The sequence below is a fragment of the Streptomyces sp. Y7 genome, assembly GCF_043195415.1.
Lineage (GTDB): Bacteria > Actinomycetota > Actinomycetes > Streptomycetales > Streptomycetaceae > Streptomyces.
Genome location: NZ_JBIDDQ010000007.1, coordinates 109543 through 135572 on the forward strand (window position 1 = coordinate 109543; position 26030 = coordinate 135572).

General features: G+C 66.9%; 27 protein-coding genes and 2 pseudogenes. 22 read left to right on the forward strand and 7 right to left on the reverse strand.

The features are described from left to right. Positions 1 to 95: 95 nt before the first annotated feature. The 4 genes from ACGFW6_RS19895 to ACGFW6_RS19910 all read left to right on the forward strand — a co-directional run bounded on the left by ACGFW6_RS19895 (position 96) and on the right by ACGFW6_RS19910 (position 2267). Complete coding sequence (locus ACGFW6_RS19895) at positions 96 to 458, forward strand: hypothetical protein (protein WP_393511177.1); 363 nt, start codon at positions 96 to 98, stop codon at positions 456 to 458. Then, complete coding sequence (locus ACGFW6_RS19900) at positions 455 to 961, forward strand: DUF6415 family natural product biosynthesis protein (protein ID WP_393511180.1); 507 nt, start codon at positions 455 to 457, stop codon at positions 959 to 961. The genes ACGFW6_RS19895 and ACGFW6_RS19900 overlap by 4 nt, the downstream gene beginning before the upstream one ends. Before the next feature lie 122 nt (positions 962 to 1083). Then, entirely contained in the window at positions 1084 to 1809 is a 726-nt protein-coding gene (locus ACGFW6_RS19905; RefSeq protein WP_393511183.1) for a phytanoyl-CoA dioxygenase family protein, read from the forward strand. Positions 1810 to 1838: 29 nt separating this feature from the next. Beyond that, a complete protein-coding gene (locus ACGFW6_RS19910; RefSeq protein WP_393511186.1) occupies positions 1839 to 2267 on the forward strand; it encodes a hypothetical protein in 429 nt (142 codons plus the stop codon). Between the two features lie 224 nt (positions 2268 to 2491). Here the strand turns inward: ACGFW6_RS19910 and ACGFW6_RS19915 are convergent, their stop codons facing one another. Further along, positions 2492 to 3727, reverse strand: a complete 1236-nt coding sequence (locus ACGFW6_RS19915) for an MFS transporter (protein WP_393511189.1) — start codon at positions 3725 to 3727, stop codon at positions 2492 to 2494. Between the two features lie 445 nt (positions 3728 to 4172). On the opposite strand from ACGFW6_RS19915, the gene ACGFW6_RS19920 reads away from it, so the two are divergent. The 4 genes from ACGFW6_RS19920 (at position 4173) to ACGFW6_RS19935 (ending at position 8203) form a co-directional block, all read left to right on the forward strand. Next, the gene (locus ACGFW6_RS19920) at positions 4173 to 4673 is read left to right on the forward strand and encodes a hypothetical protein (protein ID WP_393511192.1); all 501 of its coding nucleotides are present in this window, start codon (positions 4173 to 4175) and stop codon (positions 4671 to 4673) included. Positions 4674 to 4840: 167 nt separating this feature from the next. Further along, positions 4841 to 5380: a hypothetical protein gene (locus ACGFW6_RS19925; protein ID WP_393511195.1), complete on the forward strand. Its 540-nt coding sequence runs from the start codon at positions 4841 to 4843 to the stop codon at positions 5378 to 5380. A gap of 228 nt (positions 5381 to 5608) precedes the next feature. Next, complete coding sequence (locus tag ACGFW6_RS19930; RefSeq protein ID WP_393511198.1) at positions 5609 to 6598, forward strand: hypothetical protein; 990 nt, start codon at positions 5609 to 5611, stop codon at positions 6596 to 6598. Between the two features lie 96 nt (positions 6599 to 6694). Further along, positions 6695 to 8203 (forward strand): amino acid permease, encoded by a 1509-nt coding sequence (locus tag ACGFW6_RS19935; RefSeq protein ID WP_393511201.1) that lies wholly within the window; start codon positions 6695 to 6697, stop codon positions 8201 to 8203. 260 nt (positions 8204 to 8463) lie between these two features. Here the strand turns inward: ACGFW6_RS19935 and ACGFW6_RS19940 are convergent. Together ACGFW6_RS19940 and ACGFW6_RS19945 are read right to left on the reverse strand one after the other, a co-directional pair. Continuing rightward, positions 8464 to 8682 (reverse strand): annotated as a pseudogene (locus ACGFW6_RS19940) (SAM-dependent methyltransferase); the annotation flags it as partial. Between the two features lie 88 nt (positions 8683 to 8770). Next, positions 8771 to 9757, reverse strand: coding sequence for a BtrH N-terminal domain-containing protein (locus ACGFW6_RS19945; RefSeq protein ID WP_393511204.1), 987 nt, complete (start codon positions 9755 to 9757; stop codon positions 8771 to 8773). Positions 9758 to 9985: 228 nt separating this feature from the next. Here ACGFW6_RS19945 and ACGFW6_RS19950 point away from each other — a divergent pair, with 228 nt between their 5' ends. The 4 genes from ACGFW6_RS19950 to ACGFW6_RS19965 all read left to right on the forward strand — a co-directional run bounded on the left by ACGFW6_RS19950 (position 9986) and on the right by ACGFW6_RS19965 (position 13891). After that, positions 9986 to 10690, forward strand: a complete 705-nt coding sequence (locus ACGFW6_RS19950) for a SpdA protein (protein ID WP_393511207.1) — start codon at positions 9986 to 9988, stop codon at positions 10688 to 10690. Between the two features lie 187 nt (positions 10691 to 10877). Continuing rightward, positions 10878 to 11141 (forward strand): hypothetical protein, encoded by a 264-nt coding sequence (locus ACGFW6_RS19955; protein WP_393511210.1) that lies wholly within the window; start codon positions 10878 to 10880, stop codon positions 11139 to 11141. Continuing rightward, positions 11114 to 11620, forward strand: coding sequence for a hypothetical protein (locus tag ACGFW6_RS19960; protein WP_393511213.1), 507 nt, complete (start codon positions 11114 to 11116; stop codon positions 11618 to 11620). The genes ACGFW6_RS19955 and ACGFW6_RS19960 overlap by 28 nt, the downstream gene beginning before the upstream one ends. Positions 11621 to 11740: 120 nt before the next feature. Next, positions 11741 to 13891, forward strand: a complete 2151-nt coding sequence (locus tag ACGFW6_RS19965; RefSeq protein ID WP_393511216.1) for an MMPL family transporter — start codon at positions 11741 to 11743, stop codon at positions 13889 to 13891. A gap of 205 nt (positions 13892 to 14096) precedes the next feature. Here ACGFW6_RS19965 and ACGFW6_RS19970 read toward each other — a convergent pair whose 3' ends face one another. Together ACGFW6_RS19970 and ACGFW6_RS19975 are read right to left on the reverse strand one after the other, a co-directional pair. Beyond that, positions 14097 to 15548 carry an ATP-binding protein gene (locus ACGFW6_RS19970; protein WP_393511219.1) on the reverse strand — a complete coding sequence of 484 codons (1452 nt, stop codon included), beginning with the start codon at positions 15546 to 15548 and terminating at the stop codon, positions 14097 to 14099. Next, entirely contained in the window at positions 15545 to 16237 is a 693-nt protein-coding gene (locus tag ACGFW6_RS19975; RefSeq protein WP_393511222.1) for a response regulator transcription factor, read from the reverse strand. Before ACGFW6_RS19975 ends, ACGFW6_RS19970 begins: the two co-directional genes overlap by 4 nt. A 340-nt stretch (positions 16238 to 16577) precedes the next feature. On the opposite strand from ACGFW6_RS19975, the gene ACGFW6_RS19980 reads away from it, so the two are divergent. The 4 genes from ACGFW6_RS19980 to ACGFW6_RS19995 all read left to right on the forward strand — a co-directional run bounded on the left by ACGFW6_RS19980 (position 16578) and on the right by ACGFW6_RS19995 (position 18444). Continuing rightward, positions 16578 to 17009 carry a hypothetical protein gene (locus ACGFW6_RS19980; protein WP_393511225.1) on the forward strand — a complete coding sequence of 144 codons (432 nt, stop codon included), beginning with the start codon at positions 16578 to 16580 and terminating at the stop codon, positions 17007 to 17009. 83 nt (positions 17010 to 17092) lie between these two features. After that, positions 17093 to 17509: a hypothetical protein gene (locus tag ACGFW6_RS19985; protein ID WP_393511228.1), complete on the forward strand. Its 417-nt coding sequence runs from the start codon at positions 17093 to 17095 to the stop codon at positions 17507 to 17509. A gap of 78 nt (positions 17510 to 17587) precedes the next feature. Next, on the forward strand, positions 17588 to 18247 hold the full coding sequence (locus tag ACGFW6_RS19990; RefSeq protein ID WP_393511231.1) for a hypothetical protein: 660 nt from the start codon (positions 17588 to 17590) through the stop codon (positions 18245 to 18247). Next, a complete protein-coding gene (locus tag ACGFW6_RS19995) occupies positions 18244 to 18444 on the forward strand; it encodes a hypothetical protein (protein ID WP_393511233.1) in 201 nt (66 codons plus the stop codon). The genes ACGFW6_RS19990 and ACGFW6_RS19995 overlap by 4 nt, the downstream gene beginning before the upstream one ends. Positions 18445 to 18635: 191 nt before the next feature. Here ACGFW6_RS19995 and ACGFW6_RS20000 read toward each other — a convergent pair whose 3' ends face one another. Beyond that, positions 18636 to 18890: a 2Fe-2S iron-sulfur cluster-binding protein gene (locus tag ACGFW6_RS20000; RefSeq protein ID WP_393511932.1), complete on the reverse strand. Its 255-nt coding sequence runs from the start codon at positions 18888 to 18890 to the stop codon at positions 18636 to 18638. A gap of 21 nt (positions 18891 to 18911) precedes the next feature. Further along, positions 18912 to 19313 (reverse strand): annotated as a pseudogene (locus tag ACGFW6_RS20005) (transposase); the annotation flags it as partial. Positions 19314 to 20413: 1100 nt separating this feature from the next. On the opposite strand from ACGFW6_RS20005, the gene ACGFW6_RS20010 reads away from it, so the two are divergent. From ACGFW6_RS20010 to ACGFW6_RS20035, 6 genes are all read left to right on the forward strand, one after another. Then, positions 20414 to 21295, forward strand: a complete 882-nt coding sequence (locus ACGFW6_RS20010) for a VOC family protein (RefSeq protein ID WP_393511236.1) — start codon at positions 20414 to 20416, stop codon at positions 21293 to 21295. A 298-nt stretch (positions 21296 to 21593) separates the two neighbouring features. Continuing rightward, on the forward strand, positions 21594 to 22766 hold the full coding sequence (locus ACGFW6_RS20015; protein WP_393511239.1) for a VOC family protein: 1173 nt from the start codon (positions 21594 to 21596) through the stop codon (positions 22764 to 22766). A 60-nt stretch (positions 22767 to 22826) separates the two neighbouring features. Next, positions 22827 to 23702, forward strand: coding sequence for an alpha/beta fold hydrolase (locus ACGFW6_RS20020; protein WP_393511242.1), 876 nt, complete (start codon positions 22827 to 22829; stop codon positions 23700 to 23702). A 252-nt stretch (positions 23703 to 23954) separates the two neighbouring features. Next, on the forward strand, positions 23955 to 25268 hold the full coding sequence (locus ACGFW6_RS20025) for a Rieske 2Fe-2S domain-containing protein (protein WP_393511245.1): 1314 nt from the start codon (positions 23955 to 23957) through the stop codon (positions 25266 to 25268). Between the two features lie 2 nt (positions 25269 to 25270). After that, on the forward strand, positions 25271 to 25774 hold the full coding sequence (locus ACGFW6_RS20030; RefSeq protein WP_393511248.1) for an aromatic-ring-hydroxylating dioxygenase subunit beta: 504 nt from the start codon (positions 25271 to 25273) through the stop codon (positions 25772 to 25774). After that, positions 25764 to 26030 carry a hypothetical protein gene (locus tag ACGFW6_RS20035; protein WP_393511251.1) on the forward strand — a complete coding sequence of 89 codons (267 nt, stop codon included), beginning with the start codon at positions 25764 to 25766 and terminating at the stop codon, positions 26028 to 26030. The genes ACGFW6_RS20030 and ACGFW6_RS20035 overlap by 11 nt, the downstream gene beginning before the upstream one ends.

Sequence of the window (26030 nt, forward strand, 5' to 3'; positions counted from 1 at the left end):
TCCCGAACTGGAGGTTCACCCGAACTCTCAGTTCGGGTAGCTCTGTTGGTCGAGCCGTACCTTCGCCGCACAGTGCAACGAAGGACGGACGACACATGATCAGCGATGCGGCAGACATGTTGACCGCGGCCGGACTGCGGCTCGCGCCCGCCGGTGTCGAATGGGACGCCGTGAAGGTGCAGCGACACCTTGGCGTCCGCGCGATCGAACTGATCGCGCAGCCGGGCGCCGTGGCCGTGGATCCGGCTCGCCGCGAACCCATGCTGTACTTCTTCGTCCCTGCGGGCAGCACCGCCCTGTGGGACGTTCCGCAGACCACGGCGCTCGGTGCCGACGCGCATGTGGTGCTGCCGCCCGATCACAAAGAGGGACCGCCCGGCCCGTACTGGCTCATCCCTCATCAACACGGACTCACACCGGCGGATGTACTGCGCCAGGCGCTGGAGGCGACCCAGTGAGCGCCACGCACGCCAGGATCGAAACGATGCCACTCGATGTGGTGACGATGCACGACACGGCCTGTCGTCTGCTGGAGCCCGATGCCGCACCGGACGTTCTGCCGTTCTCGGCCGACGAGCTGGGAACCCTCATTCTCCAGCTCCGAGGGCACTTGCAGCTGCTTGCCCCCGAAGTCGAGCAGCTGGCGCTGCAGCTCCCGCAGGACAGCGTGCCCCGTTACTGCGCACTCGCCTGCGTCCGTGAGGTTCGCGGGAAGCTCCAGGCCAGTCCGCTTCCTGGACTGAGCGGAGCAGCGGCATACGGCCGGCGCCTGGCTCGTGCCGTCAATGCGCTGTGCGAGTACTACCCAAAGCTACGTGGCGTGCGACTCTGCCCAGCCTGCGAAGAGCCCATCGCGGACGGCGAGCCCTCCCTGCCGCGCGACCATCCCAGCCCCTCCGGCTCCGCGGCGAGATCGAGCGACATCCACGCCAATTGCAGAAACGTGGTGCGCCTCCGCTGACCAACGCCAGTCCGCCCACGACGGGGCTCTCCAACCTCACCCGTACACCATCGACGGCCGCACACCGAAGGGCTCAGACCGCCCGGCTGCCACCCTTCGATGCTTCGAAAGCGAGATTACTCATGCCTGAGCCTTCACCCACTGCACCAGCGCGGTCGGTCAACGCCGTTGTGGACGATGGACTGCTGGGGCCCGCCGGGTACGGCCAACTCCACCGGTGGACCGCACCCGCAACAGCCCGCGCTCGTGCTGCCGAGCTCGTAGCAGCCCACCGCGGCGCGCTGCGCGAGGTGGTGCGCAACCCTCACGCCGAGGAGGACTGGGCCCAGGCCCTGGTTCGAGTCCCCCGACTGGTGAACGAAGTACAAAGACTGATCGGCGCGAGCATCGCGGTCGAGAACACCTTCCTGGTCGTCAAGTGGCCCGGCCGCGACTTCGAGGTGCCCTGGCATCAGGACGGGATCAACGATCGGCTGGAGCTGGATCCGTTGCGCGCGGTGACCGCATGGGTGGCACTGACCGACGCCGACCTCACGACGGGCTGCCTGCATGTCGTGCCCGGCTCTCAGCAAGGCGGCTACCTCCCCTACGAGCGGGAGTTCGCGACCGGAGCGGCCCGCGGCCGTGCTCTGGGCACGCGCGTGTCTCCCCCCACGCGCGGCGTGCCCGTGCCGGTGGCAGCCGGGAGCGGAGTCCTCATGGATACCCGACTGGTGCATCGCTCCCACTCGAACCAGGGCGACGGCGCCCGCATCGGTTTGAACATCCGCTACGTGGCGCCCGGCGGCATCCGCAGGCGCGACGGCTCAAACCCCAGCCTGCACCCGATCTCGGGCTCGGGCTGGTAGTTCCCAACGAGTGAGAGGAGAACACGACCGTGACCATCCTCAAGGAGTTCCTGGATCGGGACGCTCCCACGCGAGTCCGCGTCCTCACCGGCGAAGACGCCGACTCCCGCCGTCGCGGCGACAAGCAGGTGATCGCCCGCAGCGACTGCACCTACTACTGTCCCGACGAGGCCACGGCCCGCAGGTGCATCGAGTCCTTGAAGGACTCGGACGAACGGCTGCGCTCCCGCCCCGAGGAGCTGATGCTCTGGGACTGGGAGTGCACCTACTTCGAGGCCGAGAAGGACAACCCCAACGGTGGCGGCACGGTGATCCTCGGCGTGGCCTGGTACGACCAGGAATTCTTCGACGAGCGCCGCGACGTCTGGTTCGGCCGGATGCACCAGGAGATCTACAAGCATCTCGGTATCCCGCTGGAGAACATCAGCGTCGACCACTGGATCCGCCTGGCTGCGTGATCCGGCACCACCAGTCCACGCCCGGCCGGGCACCCTCCACCACCGAGCGGCGCCCGGCCATCCCTCCGTCCGTGACGAGGAGAACCAAGCTCCATGAGGGAGTTTCAGGAGCAGACCGGGCTGTGGGACGCCGCCACCGATAACGAAGCCGGCCTCGGACCTGTCGTACTGGTCGTTCCCACCCTGACTGAACGCGCTGGCCGAGGCCCCGCCGTAGCGTGCCTTCAGTCGCGCGAGAGCTGGGGAGCCGCCTCCGTGACCGGAACGACTCCCCCGTCCCGCATCCACCACCACGCCGCTCCGGCCCCCACGGCCGCCACGGCGACCGTGGCCATGCCCCCCACCCAGAAACCCGTGACCGGAGAACCCGCTGCTACGACGGGGACGATCAGCATCGATGCGGTGCCCGCGGTCCTGATGACGGTCAGGTCCACGGACATCAACCGCCGACGCGCGGTCGCCGGGAACGCAGACAAATGGGTCTGCAAGGTGATCCCCAGGAACGGTGACACAGCACCGGAAACCGCGGAGAGCGCGAGCAGGACGAGCATGTTCCCTGCAGAGCCGGTAACCGCCAGCAGGAGCCCGGAGACCGCCCACAACAGGCAGTACGCAACCGGCTTCCGGCCCGGCAACCGTACGTTGCCGGCCACGAAGTTCCCCGCCAAGGCCCCCGCACCGGTAGCGGCCAGCACCAGACCGTACGCACCAGCTCCTGCATCGAGACGGCTCGCCAGGAGCGCGGGCATCGCCAGTGCCACGGCCTGCGCGAAGATCGCCGCGCCATGCACGGCGATCGCTGCGCCCGTGGCCGGATGGGCCCGTAGCAACGACCGGGCCTGCACCCGCACCGCTTCCACCGGCGGCGTCGGACCGGCCGTAGCGGGCCGCATGGACCGCCCCAGGGGTGCAAGCGCCACGGCGGATACGGCGAAGGTCGCCGCATCCAGCCAGAACAGCGCGGCCTGGGGAACGAACGCGAGCAGGGCTCCTGCCGCACCCGGACCGGCCACCCTCGCGATCCGACCGGTCAGGTCCATCAGCCCGTTGACGGCCTGCACCTCGTCGGGCCGGACCAAGTCCGGGACCAGCGCCCCCAGGTTCGGATCGAACACCGCGCCAGCCAGGCCTAAGGCCGCGGCCAGCACAAGCATGCCCGGCGTTCCGAACGCGCCCCAGGCCCACGGCAGAAGCGCCACCAGGGCCACCCGCACCGCGTCGACGACAGCCAGCGCCCGCAAAGACGCGAACCGGTCCATGATCCGGCGTCCCAGCGTTCCCATCACGATGTACGGCACGGACTCGGCGACAGCCACCCATCCCATGGCGCCCGCGCCCGACCGCTCCCAGGCGATCCACATGATCGCCATGGCGTACAGCCGGTCCCCGAAGACCGACAGGGCCTGGGCCCCCCACAAGGCGAGTACGCGACGGCGGCGCAGCAGCCGGACGTAACCCAAGATCACTCCCTGCCCGGAAAGCACGAAGTCCCAGCGCCTGTGCCCGCCGGGACGGCAGACACCTTATGGCACTGAGGAAGCTGGATGTTCCATGACGACGGAAACGCCGTGTCCCGCCGAGGCACGTGCCGCGGCCGCGGCCCTGTGTGGGCCTGATCCGCACTTGAAGCTGATCAGCAACCGACGGGCAAGCGCCGTATGGCAGGCGCACGGCCCACGGAAGACGGTTGCCATCAAGGTGGGAGCGGGCCCGGACGCAGCCACGATCACAGCACGCGAGACGGTCGCCGTCACCCGGATGGGTCCCCCCGGAGCCGTCCTGGCGCGCGGTCGGGGCGACGCTCTGGCCTGGATGCTCACGCCCTGGTACGACGGCCCCTCCACCTGGGAAGTTCTGCACGACGTACGCGCAGGGACTCTCCGATCCTCAACCCTTCGGCGCCACATGGTCGACCTGTGTGATGCCGTGGCCGCCCTCCACGGCCAAGGCTGGGTGCACGGTGACCTTCAGCCCTGCCACGCCATCCACACGCCCGACGGGATCCGCTTCATCGACTGCTCATGGTCCTGGCACCCGCACCAGCTCAAGGCCTCCCACCTCTTCAGAGGCGGGCCTCCGCACCTGCTCGCACCCGAACTCGCGCGGTCCATCCACGACGGCATTCGACCCGTTGCACCCTCGATGCCGGACGAGGTCTACGCACTGGCCGCGAGCCTCTGGCGGTCCGTCACAGGCGACTGGCCACGGGACTACGGCCGCATCGGCATCGACCCAGGCAAAGTGACCGCGCCCGTCCTGAGACAGATCATCTGCACCCGCCACATCCCGCTGCGCAGTTCGGATACTTGGCCCAGTGTCCAGCAGGTGCTCGCTCAAGCACTGACAGCGCCGGCCGAGGATCGCCCCACTGCCGCCGAAATGGCGGACCAGCTTCGTTCTCCCTGAAGCGTGACACTGATCAGCCCGGCAAAACCCCCAAGGACGCGATCCCACTTTGAAGTCAGGTCCCGTTCGCACCTTGCAATAGGAACAGAAGTCAGCGGTAAACGTAGAGCCACCCCAAGCCCACAGACGTCACGCAACAATGGAAACCAGCTACCCGAGGAGTACGGATGCACCCCGGCCTGCATCGAAGCAGCTTGGCCTCCGTCCTATCGATCTACCGGGAGACGCTCGGCTGGACAGTCGGGTATGTGATCGCACACGGCATACCAGGATTGACCCCGGACGAACAGACGATCACTCCACTGATCGATGCCACGCTCTTTGAATTCGAGGGCCGCCAAGGACCCGTCATCGCTGCCAACTGCGCCTGCTTCGACGCCGTGAGCATGCCTTCCCACGTCGGTCAGGCCCTGCTGACAGCCGGAGAAGACGGTCCACACGTCCCTGCTCTCGTCGATCGCGAGGCAAGCCGGGTTGTCCTGCTGGTTGAACCAGGAAGCGGTTCAGCGCTGGCCTCGAACGACGGGCGCATCGGTCTGCATACAGGGCCTCACTCGTGGATCACCATTCCGCCGTCCCCTGGCATGCGTTGGGACACTCCCCCATGGAACCAGGAGAGCCGCCAGCCCGCCCCTTTGCCGTACGGCCAGGACCTCGTGGCAACGCTGTACAGGGTGCAGCGCGTGCTGAGGCGCTCCAGCACCTGATCACCGCGAATTCGCATGCTGCATCCGGCAGCGTCGGCACACCAAGTCGCGAATTAGCGCCGATTCAGATCTCCCATTCCACGCTTCACAAAGCCGAGCCCCCACCATGACTGCTTATAGCGACAGTTGGGCCGCCTTCGCACTCTCGAACGGCCGCAGCACCTCTGGTACCCGTGTCACCCAAACCTGCCGCCCTGACGAAACTAGTACGGGGGACAGAAATCGCTGATGGGTGCCTTTCAGATCCGATTTCACCCCGCCGGCTTCGACGACGAGTTACGCATCGTACTTGAGGACGTCCGGGCAGGCCGGTGGCGGTCGATGCGCGCACTCTTGGCAGCTTCCGACACGTGGACCGCGCGGACAACGCGCAGCCAGGTATTGGCCGTGGCCGCAGCCACGGGCGACTCGGTCGAGGCATGGGGCCACGAGACTCGCGATCACCACTGGCTGCTGATGCGCGCCCGAGTCCTCGTCCAGCGGGCGCTCAACGCCCACCGAACCAGACAGCCCGGCGCTGCTGCCGTCGCGGCACAAGCGCGGGTCGCATGCAGTGAAGCAGCCCGCAGTTGGCTGGCGGACCCCGTGCCCTGGGTGGGACTGCTGGCGCTGGCCCAGGTGGATGCCGAGCCGCTGCGGCGGCGGCGCCACGAGCACCGGGCGCCGCCTTGGGAGCCGCTGCTGCCGAATGGGCCATGGGGGCTGTTGTACGAGGTCTACGTGCGCGACCCGTACAACAGGGAGGGCTGGCACCGCATGCTGCAGGCGCTGACCGCGTACGGGGAGAACGTCAATGACTTCGGACGATGGGTGGCCTCCTGGGCACCACAGGGCTCCCCGCTCGCGCTCCTGCCGCTCTACGTCTATGCCGAGGGCTACCGACAACGGCGGGAACAAGATGTCCTCACCCCCCTGTACTGGACCACCGACCCGGTATCCCACTACACGCGCCGCGCCCAGAGCTGGTGGTTCGAGCACGCGGACCCCAACACCTGGTCCCCCCTAGATCTCAACCACCTCGCCCAGGCACTGCACTCCGGTGGCTTCACCGACACCATCGGCCAGGTGTTCCAAGCGATCGGCCCGCACGCCACCCCGATCCCGTGGAAGTACGTCGCCAGCCACCCACCGCAGTGGCAAGAAGAGTTCGCGCGGGCCCGCCGTCGCCATCTACCCGATCCAGCACCCGAGCCGCTGCAATCGGGACAACGCCGGTGAGCACACGACGCCCCACGGGCCGGGCTCCACCCCACGCCACCGTGCCCGCTATGCCGCGCAACCCCCGCCCTGGCTGTCCATTCCCGGAGGTCTCCGATGTCCACCGCCCCATCCATACATCCGCCAAACGACGAAGCGCGCCTGCGACAGCTGGGCTACCGCCCCGAACTCGCCCGCCGCATGGGCCCGTTCGGCAACTTCGCGCTGTCGTTCTCCATCATCTCGGTCCTGTCCGGCTGCATGACGCTCTTCGGGTTCGGCCTGACCACCGGCGGCCCCGCCGTCATGCTCTGGGGCTGGCTGATCGTGGGCGTGATGGTGCTCGCCGTCGGCGCCGCGCTCGCCGAAGTCACCTCCGCCTACCCGGTCTCCGGCGCCCTGTACTTCATGGCCAGCAAACTCGGCGGTCCCCGCTGGGGCTACGTCACCGGCTGGTTCAACCTGCTCGGCCTGCTCGGCGGCATGGCCGGCGGCTGCTACGGCACCGCCCTCTTCACCGGAGCCTGGCTCAACCTGCAATTCGGCGTCACCCCCACCCCGGGCCGGACCCTGGCCATCTTTGCGGTCATCCTGCTGCTCCTAGCCATCCTCAACCTGTTCGGTGTCCGCCTGGTCGCCGTCCTCAACGCGATCTCGGTGTGGTGGCATCTCGCCGGCGTCGCGCTCATCGTGGGCACGCTCGCCCTCGTGCCCACCCAGCACCAGTCGCCCACCTTCGTGTTCGGCGAATTCACCAACGCCACCGGCTGGGACAGCCCCCTCTACGTGGGACTGCTGGGACTGCTGCTGGCCCAGTACACCTTCAGCGGCTACGACGCCTCCGCCCACCTCTCGGAAGAGACCCTGCACGCCCAAGTGGCCGCCGCCCAGGGCATCGTGCGCTCCATCTTCTACTCCTGGCTGGTCGGCTTCATCCTCCTGGCCGGCATGCTCTTCGCGATCCAGGACTACTCCCGCACCGTAAACAGCACCACCGGCGTCCCACCCGCCCAGATCTTCCTCGACGCCCTCGGCCCCACCGCCGCGAAAGCCCTCCTCCTCATCGTCATCGTCGCCCAGCTGTTCTGCGCGAACGCCGGCCTGGCCTCCACCTCCCGCATGGTCTTCGCCTTCTCCCGCGACGGCGCCCTGCCCTTCTCCCCCACCTGGCGACGACTCAGCCCCCGTACCAAGACACCCGTTCCCGCCGTGTGGCTCGCCGTGACGGTCCCCTTCATCCTGGCCCTGCCGTCGCTGTACTCCACCACCGCCTACACCGCCATCACCTCGATCAACGTCATCGGGATCACGCCCGCATACGCCATCCCGATCTACCTACGGCTGCGCGCGGGCCGCCGGTTCGTCCGAGGCCCGTGGCATCTGGGCAGCTGGAGCAGCACCGTCGGCTGGATCGCAGTCGGGTGGGTCGCCGTCGTCACCGTGCTGTTCTGCCTGCCGCCGGTCAGCCCAGTCACGGTCGACACCTTCAATTACGCCCCGCTCGCGCTCGGCGCGGTGCTGGCGTTGGCCGCCGTACTGTGGGCGACCAAGGGCCGGCGCTCCTACGGCATTCCGGAGTACGGCACCGCCGACGAGCGGGCCCGGATGGAGCAGGACATCGTATGATCCACGATTCCCGGGGCACGCCCAGCGCGCCTCCCACGGCCACGGACGGAGCCGAAGCGCCCCGCCGCTTCGACCAACTGAGCCGGCTGGTCGAGGACGGTGCCGTCACCACCGTCCTCCTGGCCGTGCCCGCTGAACGGCTACGAGCTGGCCTCCGTCGACACCGGCTACGGGGACTTCAGCCTGCGCCTCGACCTGACAGCCATCCACCAACTCGCCTGGATGCGGCGCACCGCCCTGGTCTTCGCGGACACCATCGGCAGGAACTGATCGACACCCTCGGAGGCGAGCCACGCCGCCGCGCGATGCATGAACGCACGGTTCTGCCGCGCGGCGTCATGCGCCTCGGGCGGCAGCTTCTCGCCCACGGCCTCGTCGACTGGGTAGTTGTCCTTGCCGCCCAGCAGCCAGTCGTAGACCCTGGCGGGGTGCGCCCTGCTCGTGTCGATGTGCCGAACGTGCGGGTTGTCGGTCGTCATGACGCACTCCATTGGGCGTATTGATCAAGCAGCTCCTGGATCAAACGCAGTCTGGCACGTCAAGTGGCCGCCACAGGACCGCAGTTGGTCAGCCCGACAGTTCCATGAGCCGGCGCATCAGGCGCTGCTCCTCCTCGGCGGCCTCATGCACCAACTTCGAGGCGCTGTGGAGGGATTCCCGCGACGACGCAACTCCCGCCTCCTGCAGAAGCCCGGCCACTCCGGTCCACTTCGTCGACACCTCGCGGTACGCGTCCGAGATATCCCGGAACTCGCCGATACCGGTGAGATCGGCGGTCTCCGCCAGGAACTCCGCCCACATCATGCGGAACAGGCCCCCGCCGGTTCCTGCGTCTTCCATGATCGTGGCGATCTCGGGAAGGCTGTTCGCCGGCGACTCGAGGTCGTCGAGCCACTGCGGCATGAGGTCGGCGACTTTGTGCATGCCTTTGAACCCGAAGTTGGAGATCGGCGGATTCAGGAAGTTCTCCGCCGCCCTTCTGACGCCTTTGCGGGCGGCCTCCCCCAGATCGGGAAGGCCACCCTTCAGCCGATCGAGAGTGAAGGCACGGTTACGCGAACTCATCGGCCCCCGCGCGTTTCGCGCGGTCGCCAGGGATTCACCGGTGGCCCATTGCAGGCCGAGCGGCTGAGTCTCCACCAGGGCGAAACGGTCCTCGTCGTACCCGACGCAGGCGACATAGTGGGCCGCAAACCGGAAGTCGTCGGTGGAGTAGTCGAGGAACCAGCGGTCGAGCTTGAGGCCCACAGCCGTTCCGGAATCCAGCTCTTCCAGCAACTGCTGCCTCGCCCGATTCACCGACGAGGTCTCGTGCACGGACAGCCGCAGATTCAGCGCATGCGCGAGATTGGCGGACAGCATGTCGGGCTTGATGCGGCCACCGACGAACGGCGTCGGCATCTGCTTCGTCCGCCAGTAGATGAACGAAAGGCCACCGGCGAGCCCGAAGACAAGCGACTCCGACAAGTGAATCTCTCGCTGCCGCAACAGATTCACAAGGGTGGTCGACTCACAGTGCCTACCGACGAACGGATCTGCCTCTAAAAGCGACACTTGTTCACGTCTCCCACCTTCGACCCTGGAAAGCAGCTTGTGCGGGCCGAGCTCAGCTCGACCCGGACAGGTTGGATGTCGTCAGTGTCCGAGGCCCGAGATATCCTTTGGACACACGCGCTCAAGCAGCAGACGTGGCTGGAGGTGGGCTAGTTGGCCGCCCACAGCCCGGAACCTTCCACCACTCCCCCAGCCACCACCTTCGAGCAACAGTTCACCCTCCGCGCAGTGACCGTGACCATAACGGCAGTCGTCGGTCTCGCCTTCCTCTTCGGGTTCGGAAACGTCTGGGCTCTGGCACTCCACCTCGGCATCACCCCATGGGTCGCGCCGCTCGTGGCACCCGCCGTAGATCTCTCCGTAATCGGTCTCCTGCTGGGAACGAGACACCTCGCCCTCCACGGTGCCCGCCCCGAACAACTCCGCCCAGCCCGCCGACTACTGGTCTTCTCCAGCTTCATGACTCTGGCCCTGAACGTCGCCGAGCCCGTGCTCAGCGGGCAATACGGCAAGGCGGCGTTCGACGCCGTCGGGCCCTTGCTGCTCATCGGGTGGGCCGAAGTCGGTCCGGGACTCCTTCAGGCCATCAGCACAGCCTCCGATGAGGCTCGGGACGCGCGAGGACGACCAACGCACCAAGGCGCTGCGCCAGTTGATTCCCCTCAGGCTGACGGTCGGGCCCAACCTGAAGATGCAGTGTCCTCAATCCGAGGCGCTGCTTACAGCGACGGTTTGGACCCTGGGTCGCAGACCGTGGACGACCTTCTGGATCGTGCACGCCGGGAGGATGCACAGCACTGGGCAGAACACCGGCGGCCGATCTCCTCCGACACGCTGCGAAAGCGACTCGGCGTGGGCTCAGCCAGGGCCAGAATGCTCGTATCCATCCTCCGCAGCGACGTCGGCAGAAACCAGGCCATAGGCGGCGGCTGATCCGCACAGCTGCGATGCCCCGCTCTCTGGCGGTTGTTGTATCAACCTCAGGAAGGCGCAAGCAGGTTCAACGGTCCAGCGGCGGTGCGGCGTTCGACTTCGGCATGTGGATCTCCATAGTGATCAAAGACCCAGGTGTCAGCGATGATCGTCAGTTTTGGACCGACACCCAACGGAGTGGGCCGCGATGAAAGCTGTCGCAGCCAAGCTGGGGATCGCCGCGGCTGAGACGGTGCGGACCTGGGTCCGCAAGGCCGAAGTCGACGGCAGCCAGCGGCCCGGGGTCACGACCGAGGAGGCCGCGAAGGTCAATGGGCTGCGGGCCGAGGAAGCCGAGCTGCGGCGGGCCAACGAGATTCTCAAGGCGGCGTCGGCTTTCTTCGGGTCATCGACTGCTGCACGAGGGAAGTCATCGGTTACGCCATGGACGACCACTACCAAACCCCGCTGATATCCAGGGCGATCCGCAACGTGGCACGCAACAGGAACCTCTCTACCGGCGCGATATTTCATTCCGACCGCGGAAGCAATTACATGTCGGCCGAGTTCGGGAAGACGCTCGACCGGCTCAGGCTTCGCCGTGTGTTCAAGGTCGAAGCGGCGCAAGAACATCTGCCACAACCCGGTCTACACGCGAGGATGACGCGCCCACGCGTGAAGACCACAACCACAACGGTTCCGGGTCACTGTCGCTCGGCAAGCGGTCCACGACGAGGCGAATCAAAGTGCCTTCCAACACCGGCAGATCACCGTCGTAGTCCAGCCACGATGTCACGCCGTAGATACAGGACCGGGCGCCCGCCGGCACCTGCCCGAGTGCCTCTGACCGGGATGTACGGCGCGGTGATCTCCCACTCGGTATCCGAGGTGTCCGACGGATGGCGGCGCGGACGATTCACCGCGACGCACCCACCCACAAGACATCGATGATCAACATCACCATCTTCGACGGACGCCGGTGACTTCACAGGCTCTAACGGTGGTCTCAGGTTCGCTCATTAGGAATTGGGCGTCAGATGAGCGATGCAACCCGTATGTAGGAGGCTAGTGATGGCAGTCAACGCAGCGCCGTCCGGGGAAGCGCCGGCCGGTCGGTTGGCAGGCCGGTGGGTGCCGTGGTTGGTGATTGGCTTATGGTTGGCGCTGGCGGTGTTCATGGTGCCGCTGAGCGGAAAGTTGAGTTCGGTCACCACCGACGGCGCCGCAGACACCCTGCCGGCCAGCGCGGAGTCCACCAAGGTCGCGGTACTGGAGGACAGTCTCCCCGACGGTGACGACAACACTTTCGTCTTCGTGTACCACCGCGCCGGCGGCATGACCGACGCCGACCGCGCGACGGTCGAGCGCCACTACAACACCCTTGCCAAGCGGTACCCGCCGAAGGTGGCGGCCCCGGCCGGCGACGACGACGAGGGCCCACCGACCAGCCCCTCCACCGACGGCAAGGCGATGATGTTCACCCTCGAGGTGAGCACGACCTACGGCGCACCGGAGGACATCGTCGGCCCGTTACGTGACGCCGCGAAGGACCGCCCCGACGGCCTGGAACTCGACGTTACCGGCCCGGCCGCGATCGACGGCGACATGGACGCCGTCTTCGACGGCATCGACGTGCAGGTCCTCCTCACCACCATCATGGTCGTCACGCTCCTGCTCATCCTCACCTACCGCAGCCCGGTGTTGTGGCTCATCCCGCTGGTGGCCGTGGGCGCGGCCGCACTGACCGCGATGGCGACCGTCTACCTGCTCGTCAAGGGCTTCGGCATCGTGGTCAACGACCAGAACTCGGCGCTGCTGACGATCCTGGTGTTCGGCGTCGGCACGGACTACGCGCTGTTGCTCATCGCTCGATATCGGGAGGCACTGCACCACCACGAGAACGTCCGGGTCGCGATGGTCCACGCCCTGCGCTCCGCGGCGCCGGCCATCGTCGCGTCCGCGGCCACCGTGGTCGCCGGCCTGCTCTGCCTGCTCGTCGCCGACCTGAACAGCACCAGAGGGTTGGGCCCTGTCGGTGCGGCCGGCATCGTGTGCGCGCTGGTGGCCATGCTGACGCTGTTCCCGGCGGTGCTCGTGGTGCTCGGCAGGCGGATCTTCTGGCCGGCCATCCCGCGGCTCAGCACGGCCGTGGAGGAGAAGCCCGGGCTGTGGGGACGGCTCGGCACCGCCATCAGCCGCCGCCGGTGGGTGGCGACGCTCGGCTCGCTCGGAGTCCTCGGCGTGCTCGCCATCGGGCTGGCGGGCAACACCGGCGCCCTGCGGGAGCAGGACCAGTTCCTGTCCGCGCCGGAGTCGGTCACCGGCTTCACCGTTCTGCGCCAGCACTTCCCGGAGCTCGGCGGCCAGCCGATGACGATCTTCACGCGGCCGGCGCACCAGGAGCGGGTGCTCGACATCGTCAAGGACACTCGCGGTGTGGCCCTCGCCGTCCCGGAGCAGACCAGCGGTGGCTGGGCCAGCATCTCCGTGTTCCCGAAGGACGCGCCGGACACCGTCGCGGAGTACGACACGATCAAGCGGGTGCGCACCGCCGTGCACGCGGTGAGCGGGGCGGAGGCGATCGTCGGCGGGCCGAGTGCGGAGAACCTCGACACCGAGGTGACCACCAGCCGCGACGAGAAGCTGGTGATCCCGCTGGTGCTCGCCGTCGTCCTGATCGTCCTCGGGCTGCTGCTGCGCGCGATCCTGGCCCCGCTGGTCCTGATGGCCACCGTGATCGTCTCATTCGCCGCGGCCTTCGGCGGCAGCGTGTTCGTCTTCGACACGATCCTCGGGTTCAAGGGCGTCGACTATTCGGTGCCGCTGCTGGCCTTCCTGTTCCTGGTGGCGCTCGGCGTCGACTACAACATCTTCCTGGCCAGCCGGGCCCGGGAGGAGACCGTACGCCTCGGCACCAGAGAGGGCATGCTCAAAGCCCTCTCCGCCACCGGTGGCGTCATCACCTCGGCAGGCCTGGTCCTGGCGGCCACGTTCGCGGTCCTCGCCACACTTCCGCTGGTGATGCTGATCGAGGTCGGGTTCCTGGTCGCCTTCGGCGTGCTGCTCGACGCCCTGCTGGTGCGGTCGGTCCTGGTGCCCGCCCTCACCCTGCTGATCGGCCGGCGAATCTGGTGGCCGAGCCGGCTCTCCCGGCCGGCCGCGGAGCTGCCGGACGGTCAACAGCCGCTCGCCGACGGCGAGGAGCGCGCGCTGCAACGGTGAGCGCGGCGGCACGGACGAGATCCGGGACGGGGCCCCAGGCCCGTCCCGGATCTTTTCATGGGCCCGACGGCCGCCGCCCTTTGGTCCTGCGCCGCGCGCCGGGGCTGGGGTCGGCGCATCGCGGTGTCCTGCCTCGACGGTGAGCCGCGCGGGGCCATGCCCGAGGGCCGCCGTCCCTTGTCCTGCGACGCGCCGCCGGGGCGGGTCAGCGCACCGCGGTGTCCTCCCCGGCGGTGAGCCGCGCGATCGGGGCGGGCGGGGCCGCGGCCGGAAGGTCGACCCGAAGCAGCGCGCCACCGCGTGCGGAGCGGGCGACGGTGGCCCGGCCGCTGTGGGCGTCGACGACCCGCTGCACGATCGACAGCCCCAGGCCGGATCCCGGCAACGCCCGGGCGCTGTCGGCACGGTAGAACCGGTCGAACACCCGCGGTACGTCGGCGGCGTCGATGCCCGGCCCGGCGTCGTCGACCTCGAGCACCGCCGACGCGCCCTCGGCACGGAGCCGGACCTGGACCCGCTGGTCCGCGGGGGACCACTTGCCGGCGTTGTCGATGAGGTTGAGCACCGCCCGCTGGAGCGCGGCGGGACGCCCGCTCACCCACACGGAGGTCACGTCGAGCGCGACCTCGATGTCGGGCACGCGGGAACGCGCCCGGGTCGCGGCGGCCACCACCACGTCGGCGAGGTCGAGCAGCTCGGTGTTCTCGTCGCTGACGTCACCGCGCGCCAGATCGGTCAGCCCGGCGGCAAGGGTGCTCAACTCGGCCACCTGGGCGCCGAGATCGTTGAGCAGCCGGGTCCGGCTCTCCGCCGGCAGTGCGCTGTCCAGGGTGCCGCGCCGATCGAGCCGGATCAGCAGCTCGACGTTGAGACGCAGGCTGGTGAGCGGAGTCTTGAGCTCGTGGGCGGCGTCCTCGGCGAGGAGCCGCTGGGCCCGCCGGGAGTCCCGGAGCGCGGCGAGCATGTCGTTGATCGACTGGATCAGCCGCCGGATCTCCCCACCACCCTCATCCGGGACGTCGGCGTCGAGATCCCGGGTGTGCGCGACACGTACCGCGGCGGCGGTCAGCCGGTCAATCGGTGCCAGCCCGGTCCGCGCCACGGTCCGCCCGACAAGGGCGCCGCCGACCACGCAGAACAGCCCGATCAGCAGCATGCCAAACCCGAACCGGTTGAGCGGGCTGTCGTCGGCGACGCGGGCCACCTGGACCGCGCCGTCGCCCGCCCGCAGCGTGTAGATGAGGTAGCCGTCGTCGTCGCTGTCGTTCGACTCCATCATGTCGGCCGACGCGCCCTGCGCCACGCGCCCGGCGGGCTCGCTGACGGGGGGCAGCGCGGGTTGGCCGGCCGGCGTCCGGGTCGAGCCGTCGGGCAGGATGACCCGCACCAGCCGACCGGATCCGGGGTACGGCGGTAGCTGGACCTGCGCCAGGCCGGCGCGCTTCGCGTTCGTCGCCAGGACGCGGGAGTCGGCGCGTAGCTGATTCTCGGCGGTGTCACGCAGCTCCCAGTCCAGTAGCTCGCTGGCCACCTGGAAGGCCACGAACACGCTGACCGCGATGGCCGTCGCCGCGATCACCGTCAGTCTGGTCCGCAGGGACCGCCGGCGCCACCATCGGGTCAGCCGGCGCGGTTCCCGGCCGGCGGGCCTGCTCACGGAGGAGTCTCCCGCAACGTGTATCCCAGGCCGCGCAGCGTGTAGATCAATCGCGGCTCACCCTCGGCCTCCATCTTGCGGCGCAGGTAGCTCACGTATACCTGGAGGTTGTTGGCGGTGGCGCTCATGTCGAAGCCCCAGATCGCCTCGAACAGCGCGTCGCGGGTCAAGACCCGGGTCGCGTTGCGCACGAAGACCTGCAGGAGGGAGAACTCGGTCCGGGTCAGGCGCAGCGGCCGCTCGCCACGCCACGCCTCGAACCTGTCGGGATCGATCCGGACGTCGGCGAACGACAGGATCTGCGACTCCCCGTCGGTCGGCGTGCGCCGGCGCAGCAGGGCCCGCACCCGGGCCAGCAACTCCTCGGTGGCGAACGGCTTGGGCAGGTAGTCGTCGGCGCCCGCGTCCAGCCCCGCGACCCGGTCGGAGACCTGGTCACGGGCGGTCAGCATCAGCACCGGCAGATCCTGACCCGCGGCCCGCAACCGCCGGCAGGTCTCCAACCCGCCGAGGCGGGGCATCATCACGTCGAGGATCAGCAGATCCAGCGTGTCACCGCCGGCCCCACCGACCCCGTCGAGCACGGCGAAACCGTTGGCGACGGTGCTGGTGTCGTAACCCTCGACCTGGAGCACCCGCTCCAGCGACTCACGGATGGCCACTTCATCATCCGCGATCATGATCCGCACGACGGCCCGCCCCCTTCCAGCCGATACTTTTCCCGCTCATCGTCCCCGATCAACCTGAGACCAGGATTAGCGCGTCGCTGGGGACCGCGCTCTTAGCTTAAAGATCAGAAGCTGTTCCCGCTTCCCTGTTTCGGCCGGGTCCGTGGGCATCGGACTCACCATGGAGGGCATGGAGTCGGGTGCGGTGGAGAGTGTCCATCTGCCGTTCTCAAGCGTGGTGGTGTCGAGTCCGCTGGTGGTGTCGGCGTACCGAGAAGAGTGCTCAGGCGTGTACAGACGCACGTGCTCAGTCGTGGGACCGGGAGGACAACCCTGCGGCCGTGGGGCCACGGCGGTTGCCGTGGCCCTTACCACCAGCGCCGTTCCGGTCTTTGCCGCCGACCCCGGCCCGGGCGCCAGCAAGCCCACCTCCGTCTGGGGCAAGAGCGACGAGAAGGCGAAGATGCCGCCCGTGAAGGTCGGCAAGACCAAGGCCCCGGGCACGCAGCAGGAGAAGATCTCAGAGCAGGCCGCTCGGTGGCGGGCTGCTCAGCAGGCGCGAGCTGAGGCGACCGGCGGTACCCAGCGCAGGGCACTCCAAGCGGAGGCCCTCGCGGCGTACGTGCCCAGAGGGCAGGGAGCCGTGTCGTGGCATCAGATCTCCGACGTCCGGGTTACCGACTCCCTGGTCGTCCGCGTCAACTACTCCACCGGCAACCTGATGCTCGCGGACACCGCACTCCAACTCGCCGGCGTCGGCAAGCAGATCCAGCTGACCCACACCTACAACTAGCTGGACGCGCCGTGGGGCAAGGTGTCGCAGCGCTGGTGGACGAGCTACGAGCGATACCTGCAGATCCTCGACGACGAGGGCAAGTGGTGCTCTACGACGCCACCGGCGCCTCGGTCACCTTCACTGAGAAGACCGACGGCACCTACGCAGCCCCGAAGGGCTACCGGCTCGATCTGGAGAGGACCTCCAGCGGCGAGTACACGGTCACGGACCGCGGCTCCGGCGTGAAAGACACCTACAGCCAGTACGGCACGCTGGTGAAGATGACTGACCGCAACGGCGGCCACATCCTGGTCGACCAGCATGACGAAGGCACCGAGCACAAGGGGTTCAGGCTCACGGACCCCCGCTCCGGCCGGTTCATCGACCTGGTCAAGACCGACGCATCGCAGTGGCAGGCGAAGGACAGCGCGGGCCGCACCGTCGTCTACGACCTGAACTCTTCCGGGGACTTGGTCAAGATCACGGATACCGAGGGCAAGACCACCGAGTTCGGCTAGGACTCCGACCGCCGCCTGACGAAGATCATTACCCCGGAGGGGCGGGTCACGGTCTTCACCTACGACGCGAGCAACCGCGTGACGTCGACGAAACGGGCCACGACCTTCGACGGCTCAGGCGAGACCGGCCCCACCTACACCTACGCGTACACGACCGGTGAGGGTGAGGCCGGGACCACTACGGTCACCGACCCCGCCGGGCACGCCACTAAGTACGAGCACAAGGCGGACGGCGAGATCACGAAGGTCACCGATGCCCTGGGCAAGACGCGGGAACGCACCTACGACGCCAACCTGAACCTCGAGACCGCCACCGACGCCATGGGCGTGGGCGGCGAACCCGGCAACGTAACCGCCTACGGCTGGGACGCCCGCTCCAACCTCTCCTCCCTCAAGCTCCCCACCGGCGCCACCGCCTCGCTGACCGGCTACAAGACCATCGCCGGCGCGGACGTCCCGGGCAAGATCACCAGCGCGGACGGCGTCGAGGTCACCTACAGCTACGACGACGCGGGCAACACCACCAAGCAGACGGTCGCCGGGACCGACGGCGGCAGCCGCACCTTCACCTGCAACCCCGCCGACACCACCTGCGGCGGCTTCGAAGGCCAGCGGTGCACGGTCAAGGACGCAGTCGGCAAGGTCACCAAGTTCAGTTACGACGCCATAGGCAACCTGACGAAGGTCACCCCGCCCAGCGGGCGCCACCACATACACGTACGACGACGCTCCGGGTGAAGACCGCAACTGACGGGCGCGGCACCGCCGTCACCTTCACCTATGACCACCGCGACCGCATCACCAAGGTCAACGGCCCCACGGGGTGGGCCGAATACGCGTGGGACGGCGACGGCAACCTCAAGCAGCGCTCCGACGCCACCCAACCCTGCAGCAGTCCCAACCTGGCCGCTCCCCAGGATGAGACACATCGGTGAGGCGCGAGGTGCGACCAGGACGTTCCCCCTCTGCCGACGCCTGCGATGCACAGATCTCCTGGCTGTGGATAGCCGTCACGAGTGGATTCCTCCCACCGAGGGCGGCGGGCAGCGGCACGAGGACTCGTCGTGGACCTACGACGACGAAGCCCGAGGTCGGCAAGAACGTCCAGGACCGCGACATCGGTAACTCAGCAGTCGACGATGACACCGGGCCCGGCGATCCGGGACACGCAGGCACACATCTGACGGCCCTCTACCCTCTGCCGGGAGGACAGGAACACGTCACGGTGGTCGACGGGCCCGTCGGTCGCCAGGATCCGCACGCGGCACAGCCCGCATTCGCCGCGCAGGCAGTCGTACACGATCTCCACGCCCCCCGCCTGAAGGGCGTCCAGCATGCTGGTGCCGACCGGGACCTGGACGGTCACACCGCGGCGCGGCACGGTGACCAGGTACGGGCGGGCGGCATGGACACTGACCGCGACCTGGCAGTTCGCCCGTTTGCCGACGGCTCCACCGTACTGGCGGGCCACCCCGACCGACGCCTCACCGCACTGGGAAACGACACGTCGTCGATCACCCACACCTCGGGCGTGACAACTCCGGACAGCCGCTGGGCGCCGCACTGCCTGACCCACAGAGGATCCCACAGCGACTGGTTCACGAACTGCTGCAGGGCCTGCATATTCCCGTCCGGCAGACCCTCAGCCATCGTCCTGGATCGACTTGCGCCGACCGTCCACCATCAGACCCCGAAGATAACACTCACCCCACCGCCGCTGATCCCGCCGCGGCAACGACCCGAACACATCGGCAACGAACTCCGCCAACTCGCCCCGGAGCCGTTCCACTTCCCCCAACCTCACTCCGGGAAGCTGCCACGAACAGTCGCTAAAGGATGACAGACCCTTTTCATGAAGGACAGGATGCAAGACGCTGCTCGGCCCAGATGATCATACCTTTGCGGGTGTGACGGGTGCCCCAGCGTTCAGTGATCTTCTTCGAGTTGGCCGCCGATCGGGTGATGGATCGTGAAGCGCAACGAGCGAGGCCCTCGAGCTGTTGATCGAGATGTCTGACGTCTCAATCACGTTGCTCGGGGCCTCGTTGGTCATCCATCCTGCCGCACTCGATCTGCCGCATGCATTCGAACAGCTCCGGCTCCGCGGCCGGAGCACCACTGCGTTCCGGTCGCGGATTAGCCGGAGACCACAGGGAGAACACCCCGGCCGCTCCGACGGCCTGATTCCGTGGAAGCGTCCGGCTCACCGACGAAGGCGAACTGCCCGACCCCGCTGTCAGCCGCACTGCGATGCGGCACTTCTCCCCTGTCCGCCAGCGTCGTGACGGGCCCCTCGATCTCACCGGGACCCGTCGGTCCATACCGGCGAGGTTCCCGCGGCAGACCGGTTCCGCAGGGTGGGACGCCTGCATTGCCGCCGGTCACGCAGGCGGCGAACCTGACACGGCCCGAAGTTCCTCGTCAGGAATGAGACGTAGCGATGTGGTTGTCGCCTCAATCGTGGGCACCGGTCAGGTCGAGCATCCGACGCCGACACAGTGGGCCCCGAGGTTCCGTCATGTCATTGTCCCACCCCTGTCCGGGAGGGCCGTTGAGCGTCGTGCGCGGGCGAAGAAACGGCCACAGGCCACGCCGCGGCCAGGTCGGTGTGCAGGGCGAAGAACGTGGCGCCGACGATGTCTCGGAAGACCCACTCGCCTGAGACAGTGCCGCCCACCCGCGGGAGCGCCGGTCCGCGGCACGTGCCCGGCCCTTTGGCGGTCATCAATGGCAATGTCACGCAAGCCGAAGTCGGCTCTTGGACATGGAGCCGCTCAGCTCACTCGGCGTGGTGATGGTGGCACCCGTGACGCTCCCGTCGCCCAACGCCAGGCGGTTGGTCCCTGACATGCCGCAGGGCCGCTGTTCCACATCAGAGTTCCGTCATCCGAGAAGGGGACCACCATGGCTTCCGTACTCAGCTTGGGCTACGTCATCGTATCCACGACCGACGTGCCTGCCTGGAAAAGCTTTGCCGTAGACCTGCTTGGCCTCCAAGCTGCGGAGGAAAGCGCCGACCGCCTCCTGCTGCGGATGGATGAGAAGGCATATCGGGTCGACGTCCGCCGTGACACCCGCGAAAGCGTTCAGACGCTGGGATGGGAGGTCGCCGGCCCCGAGGAGCTCAAGGAGCTCGCGGGCGAAGTCGAAGCGGCAGGTTATCCGGTCAAGGTGTGCGATGAATCCGAAGTCCGCGCACGCATGGTCAGCGGCCTGGTTCAGTTCCAAGACCCGGACGGCACTACGATCGAGCTCTTCTACGGCCTCAAGACGGACAAAGAGCGATTCGTCTCGCCCACCGGTGCCACCTTCCTGACCGGCCACGAAGGATTCGGGCACGCCCTCCAGATGGTGGGCGACACGGAGGCGTACCGGCACTTGTATGTCGATGTCTTCGGATTCCGGCTCAGCGACTACATTGAGATCGCGCCCGGCCTGACGGCGACCTTCCTGCACTGCAACTCACGGCACCACTCCTTCGCCTTCGCCTCCTTCCCGAACGTTCCGCGCACGGTCAACCATCTGATGTTCGAGGTCAATGACCTCGACCTCGTCGGTCGGGCCTACGACAAGGTCCTGGCCGGCGCGGCCCCGGTGGCCGCCACATTCGGCAGGCACACCAACGACGGGATGTTGTCCTTCTACGCGAGGACACCGTCCGGCTTCGACGTCGAATACGGATACGGCGGGCTGCACATCGACGAGGCGACCTTCACGCCCTCCCGCTATGACGTCACCAGTTACTGGGGGCACAAGCCGTCGAACCCGGATGAACTGAACGTGTAACCGCGGCTGCCCGGATGCTGCCGGGTCGGCAGATGACGCGATCGCATGGGCGGCCAGCTCTCCGATGGAGAGTCCCATGCCATCAGGAAGCGGGCGCCCACTGTCTTTCGCTCTGTCCGAAAAGACATCAGGACTGCATCACAGAGCGCATCCGGCACTACGCACGGTCCGGCGCACGGACCGTGCGTGCCCTGATTCCACCGACCATGCTTCGGTGCAATCCGAATACCTTCGGAACCCAGTACATGCCGAATACAAGTTCTGAAGCACGGGACGAACTCATTTCGAGCGGCTCACCATGACGGCGACCATGCCGATGATGGCGATCAGCGGAGGAGAAGCGATGACCGGATTGTTGGACGTCGATCGACTGCATTCGGTCGGCGTGGTGGTGCGCGACCTGGAGGCCGCGACATTGCGGTACGCCGAGATATTCGGCATCGACGAGTGGGACGTACATGACTACGGCCCGGATCGGTTGACCGACGTCAATTCCCACGGGCGACCGACCACGCCCACTTTCCGGACTGCGACCGGAACCACGGTACCGCCGTCCGGGCAAGCCATCGCCATGCGCGACGGAGTGGCTGTCCCCGTGACATTCGAACTCGTCCAACCCCTCAAGGGCGAGAGCCCGTTTCAGGAATTTCGGTTCGCCCGGGGACAGGGAATCAGTCATCTGACGCTCGCGGTGCACGACGCCGCCGAGTTCGGTGTACTCCGCGATCGATTGGAGAAGAAGGGCATCCCGATCGCGGCGTCGATGACCGTCGACGGTCTGCTCGAGCGGCACTTCCTGGACACGAGAGCCGCCCTGGGTGGCTATCTGATCGAAGTCCGCGTCCCACGGCAACGGGACGCAGGAGACGAGCGCGTGGTCACCGAGCACTGGAATCATTCCGGCCGCTACACGCGTCCTGCCGGGGTGGGCCCCGTGAAGGTGGAGGGGGTGAATCACTTCGGCGTGGTCGTCAACGACGTCATGAAGAGCATCGAGCAGTACAACGACCTGCTCGGCATGGGTCGCTGGGACATTCGCACCTGGCGCCCGGAGCTGGGGCTCCTCGAAGGTGCGTATTACCGGGATGAGCCGGTGAACCACGAGTACTTCACGGGGTTGGCACCTATGCAGGACTTCGGATTCGAGATCATCCAGCCCACGCTCGGCCCCAGCCACTACAATCGCGAGTTTCGTGATCTGTTGGGTGAAGGCGTGCACCACATGCTCCTCAACGTCACGACGGACGTGGGTGAATGGAACAGTGTGCGTGACTGGCTCAAGTCAATCGACGTTCCAGTCGCCATGGGGGCGGACCTGCTGAAGGGTGCAGCCCACTTCTGCTACTACGACACATCCGAAGCGCTTGGCGGATACATCCTGGAAGCGGTGCTGATGAAGGATCATCCGGACGAATCTGTGGCAAGCCCGGACTTCGTCATCGACTTCGCCACGCTCGCCTCGGGCGGGTGAGGATGATCCGCGACTGGAGGGTCACAGTCGCGGACGCGATCGCTTACGACGCTTTATCTGATGGCTGACAACCAAGAGAAGTGGGACATGCCGACGACATTGACGTTCGAGAACACCAAGAAGCTGATCGATACGGAGGACTACCGTATTCAGATCAATGAGGCCGGTGCCGGCCACCCGATTTTCATGATCCACGGTGCGGGCCCCGGTGCGACCGGCTGGAGCAATTTCGAGCCGAACGTCGTGGGGCTCTCGAAGAAGTATCGTTGCATCGCGGTGACGATGCCGGGCTGGGGTGAGTCGAGCCCGCAGACGCTCGAAGCCGGGCTCGATCAGGCGGAAGCGATGCGTCAGCTGATGGACGCGCTGGGGATCGAGCGCGCCGCGTTCGTCGGAAACTCCATGGGAGGCGTGATCTCCCTGCGGGTGACGGCCGCGAACCCCGAACGCGTATCGCATCTGGTGACGATGGGCTCGGGGGCCCCGGGAGTGAACGTGGTCGGCCCGGCGGGTCTGACCGAGGGCCTCCGTGTTCTGGTCGAAACGTACCAGGACCCCAGCCCGGAAAAATTCAAGCGCCTGGTCCAAGTGATGTGCTACGACTCGTCGTTCGCAACCGACGAGCTGGCACAGACCAGGGCCAAGGCGGCCCATGAGTTTCCCGGGCACAACAAGAACTGGTTGGACTTCTGGAAGTCCGGACGACTGGTCGAGGGTTTCGCCGAGCTCGTTCCGGCGTTGCAGCAGAGCACCGTGCCCGCCCTCATCGTGCACGGCCGGGATGACCGCACGATGCACTTCGAGACCAGCCTGCGCCTTCTGTCGATGATCCCTGACTCTCGCATGGTGCTCTTCAATCACTGCGGGCACTGGGCGCAGCTGGAGCACGCGGCGGAGTTCAACCGTCTGGTGGACGACTTCATCGAAAACAACTGAGGCCCGCGTAAAGGTGCCCTCCCTGCTCGAAGCCGGCCGACCGGCAATCGTGTTGGCGTCGGTGGAGAGCCAGTGCGCGTCGTCGTAGTCGCGGGCAACGGTCGGTCAGTGGGTTCTGTAGAACGGAACAACACCGTAGGTGGAGGGGGGACGGGGTCATAGCCTGACAGAACCAATGTAGAGCCTGAAAAAGGGCTCTGTTGGGAGGGATACTCATGTGCTATCGGAGCCGATGCCCGCTTGGAGGTCAGCGTGAAACGCATAGATGAACTGGTCGATCTCGACGAGTCTCGTGTCAACGTTGAGGTTTACACCAGTGAGGAGATCTTTCGGCAAGAGCTCCGGGACATCTGGTACAAGACATGGGTCTATGTCGGCCATGAATCCGAACTGAAGCATCCTGGCGACTACAAGACGAGCTACATCGGCCTTATCCCGGTCATTCTCAGCAGGGACGAGGACGGCGAGATCCACGGCCTGATCAACCGGTGCATCCACCGGGGCACCACGGTGTGCCAGAGCGAGCTCGGGAACAGCCAGTTCTTCCGGTGTGAGTACCACGGTTGGGTGTACGGGAACCGTGGAGAACTCCTCGGGACGACGATGCGCAACGGCTATGACCCGCGTGAGCTGGCCCGTATCGAAAAGGGCCTGCAGCGGGTTCCCCGACTCGCCAGCTATCGCGGGATGATCTTCGGATCAATGGCGGAGGACGGGGAGGATCTGATCGACCACCTCGGAAACGCCGCCTACTTCATCGACCGCTGGGCCGATCAGTCGCCAGAGGGCGAGCTCGAGCTGACCAAGGGCGTGTGGACCCACAGGTTCCAAGCGAACTGGAAGCTCCAGTACGAGGGCTCGGACGAGGGTTACCACCCGGCTCACCTGCACCGTGTCGCCATGCAGTCGTTCGCGAAGATGGCGGAGAAGACGGGCTGGAGGCATCCGGGAACCCAGCCCGAGCGTGCGAACGCCACGAACCTCGCCGCCGATCTGCTGCACGGTCACAGCATCCTCGGGGCGGGCGGGGGCCTGCTCGCCCGCGATCCTGAAGACGTCCAGCCACCGCAGTTGTCACCGCTGTATCCCGAGAGTTACCTCGAGTCGATTTCCAACCGGCTCGACGGTGACGCCGTCAAGCTCGCGGACACGTTCAACGATTGGCGGATGGCCATCTTCCCGAACGTCGCGATCAACCGGAACAACCTCCGGATCATCCGGCCGATCGGGCCTGCCCTGACGGAAGTCAAGCAGTGGTACGTGCACGCGGCCGGCGCCCCGGACGAGGTCAACACCGCCAAGGTCCGAGAGGAGGAGTTCTTCTACGGTCCGGCCGGCTTCGGGTCGCCCGACGACTTCGAGTGCTTCGAGCGGATGCAGGAGGGCTACAAGGCCGGCTCCTGGGAGGGCGCCTACCCGTGGTCATGGTTCAACCGCCAGTCGATGCGCTCGTGGAGCGGTCCCCGGGGGGAACGGTGCGCCGAATACTCCGCCGAAGTCGAAGTGTTCGCGATGTACCACGAGTGGAAGAAGCTGATGTCCGCCGCCCTCGAATCCGGGAGTTGAGCATGGCCACACTGACTCGTGCAGAGGCCGAGGACTTCCTCTTCTATGAGGCCCGTCTCCTGGACGAGGAGCGCCTCAAGGACTGGCTGAGCCTGATGACCTCCGACGTCGTCTACTGGGTCCCGAACAACGCCGACGAGGTCGATCCGAGCTCGCACATCTCCATCATCTATGACAACTACCTTCGGCTGGAAAATCGTGTGTGGCGCATCACCGAGAGCGGTTTGAACCACACACAGGATCCTCCCTCGAAGTTCATCCGGTTCATCTCGAACATCTCGACCGAGCCCGCCGAACGGGACGACGAGGCGACCGTCCGCTGCAATGTGCTGCTTACTGAGTATCGTCCCGGAGTGGCTCGGGACGCTGCACGCGATCCGTCCTGGCGCGCGGCGCGCTGTGATTACCGTCTGCGCAGCGTGGACGGCACGTGGAAGATCGCACAGCGAAAGGTCATGTTGCTGGACAACGACGGACCACTCCCTGCGATGACCTATGTTTTCTGACAAAGGCGACGGGGTCGTGGTACTGAGTAACGAATTCGCGACGGCACGTCTGAGTATTGACCGCGACGCGAACGGTGTCCGGCTGTCGGTGGAGGATCCCCGTAGCGGCGCCAAGCTGTATCTCGACCCTTTCGAGCTCCAGTGCCTGGCGTACCTGACCGCGAGTGACCTCGCGGAGTTCATGAAGCCGAGTTTCCAGGAAGAGTACAGCGAGCGGTACGCCCCGGATTCGTCTGACGGGCCGTCTGTGCAGTGA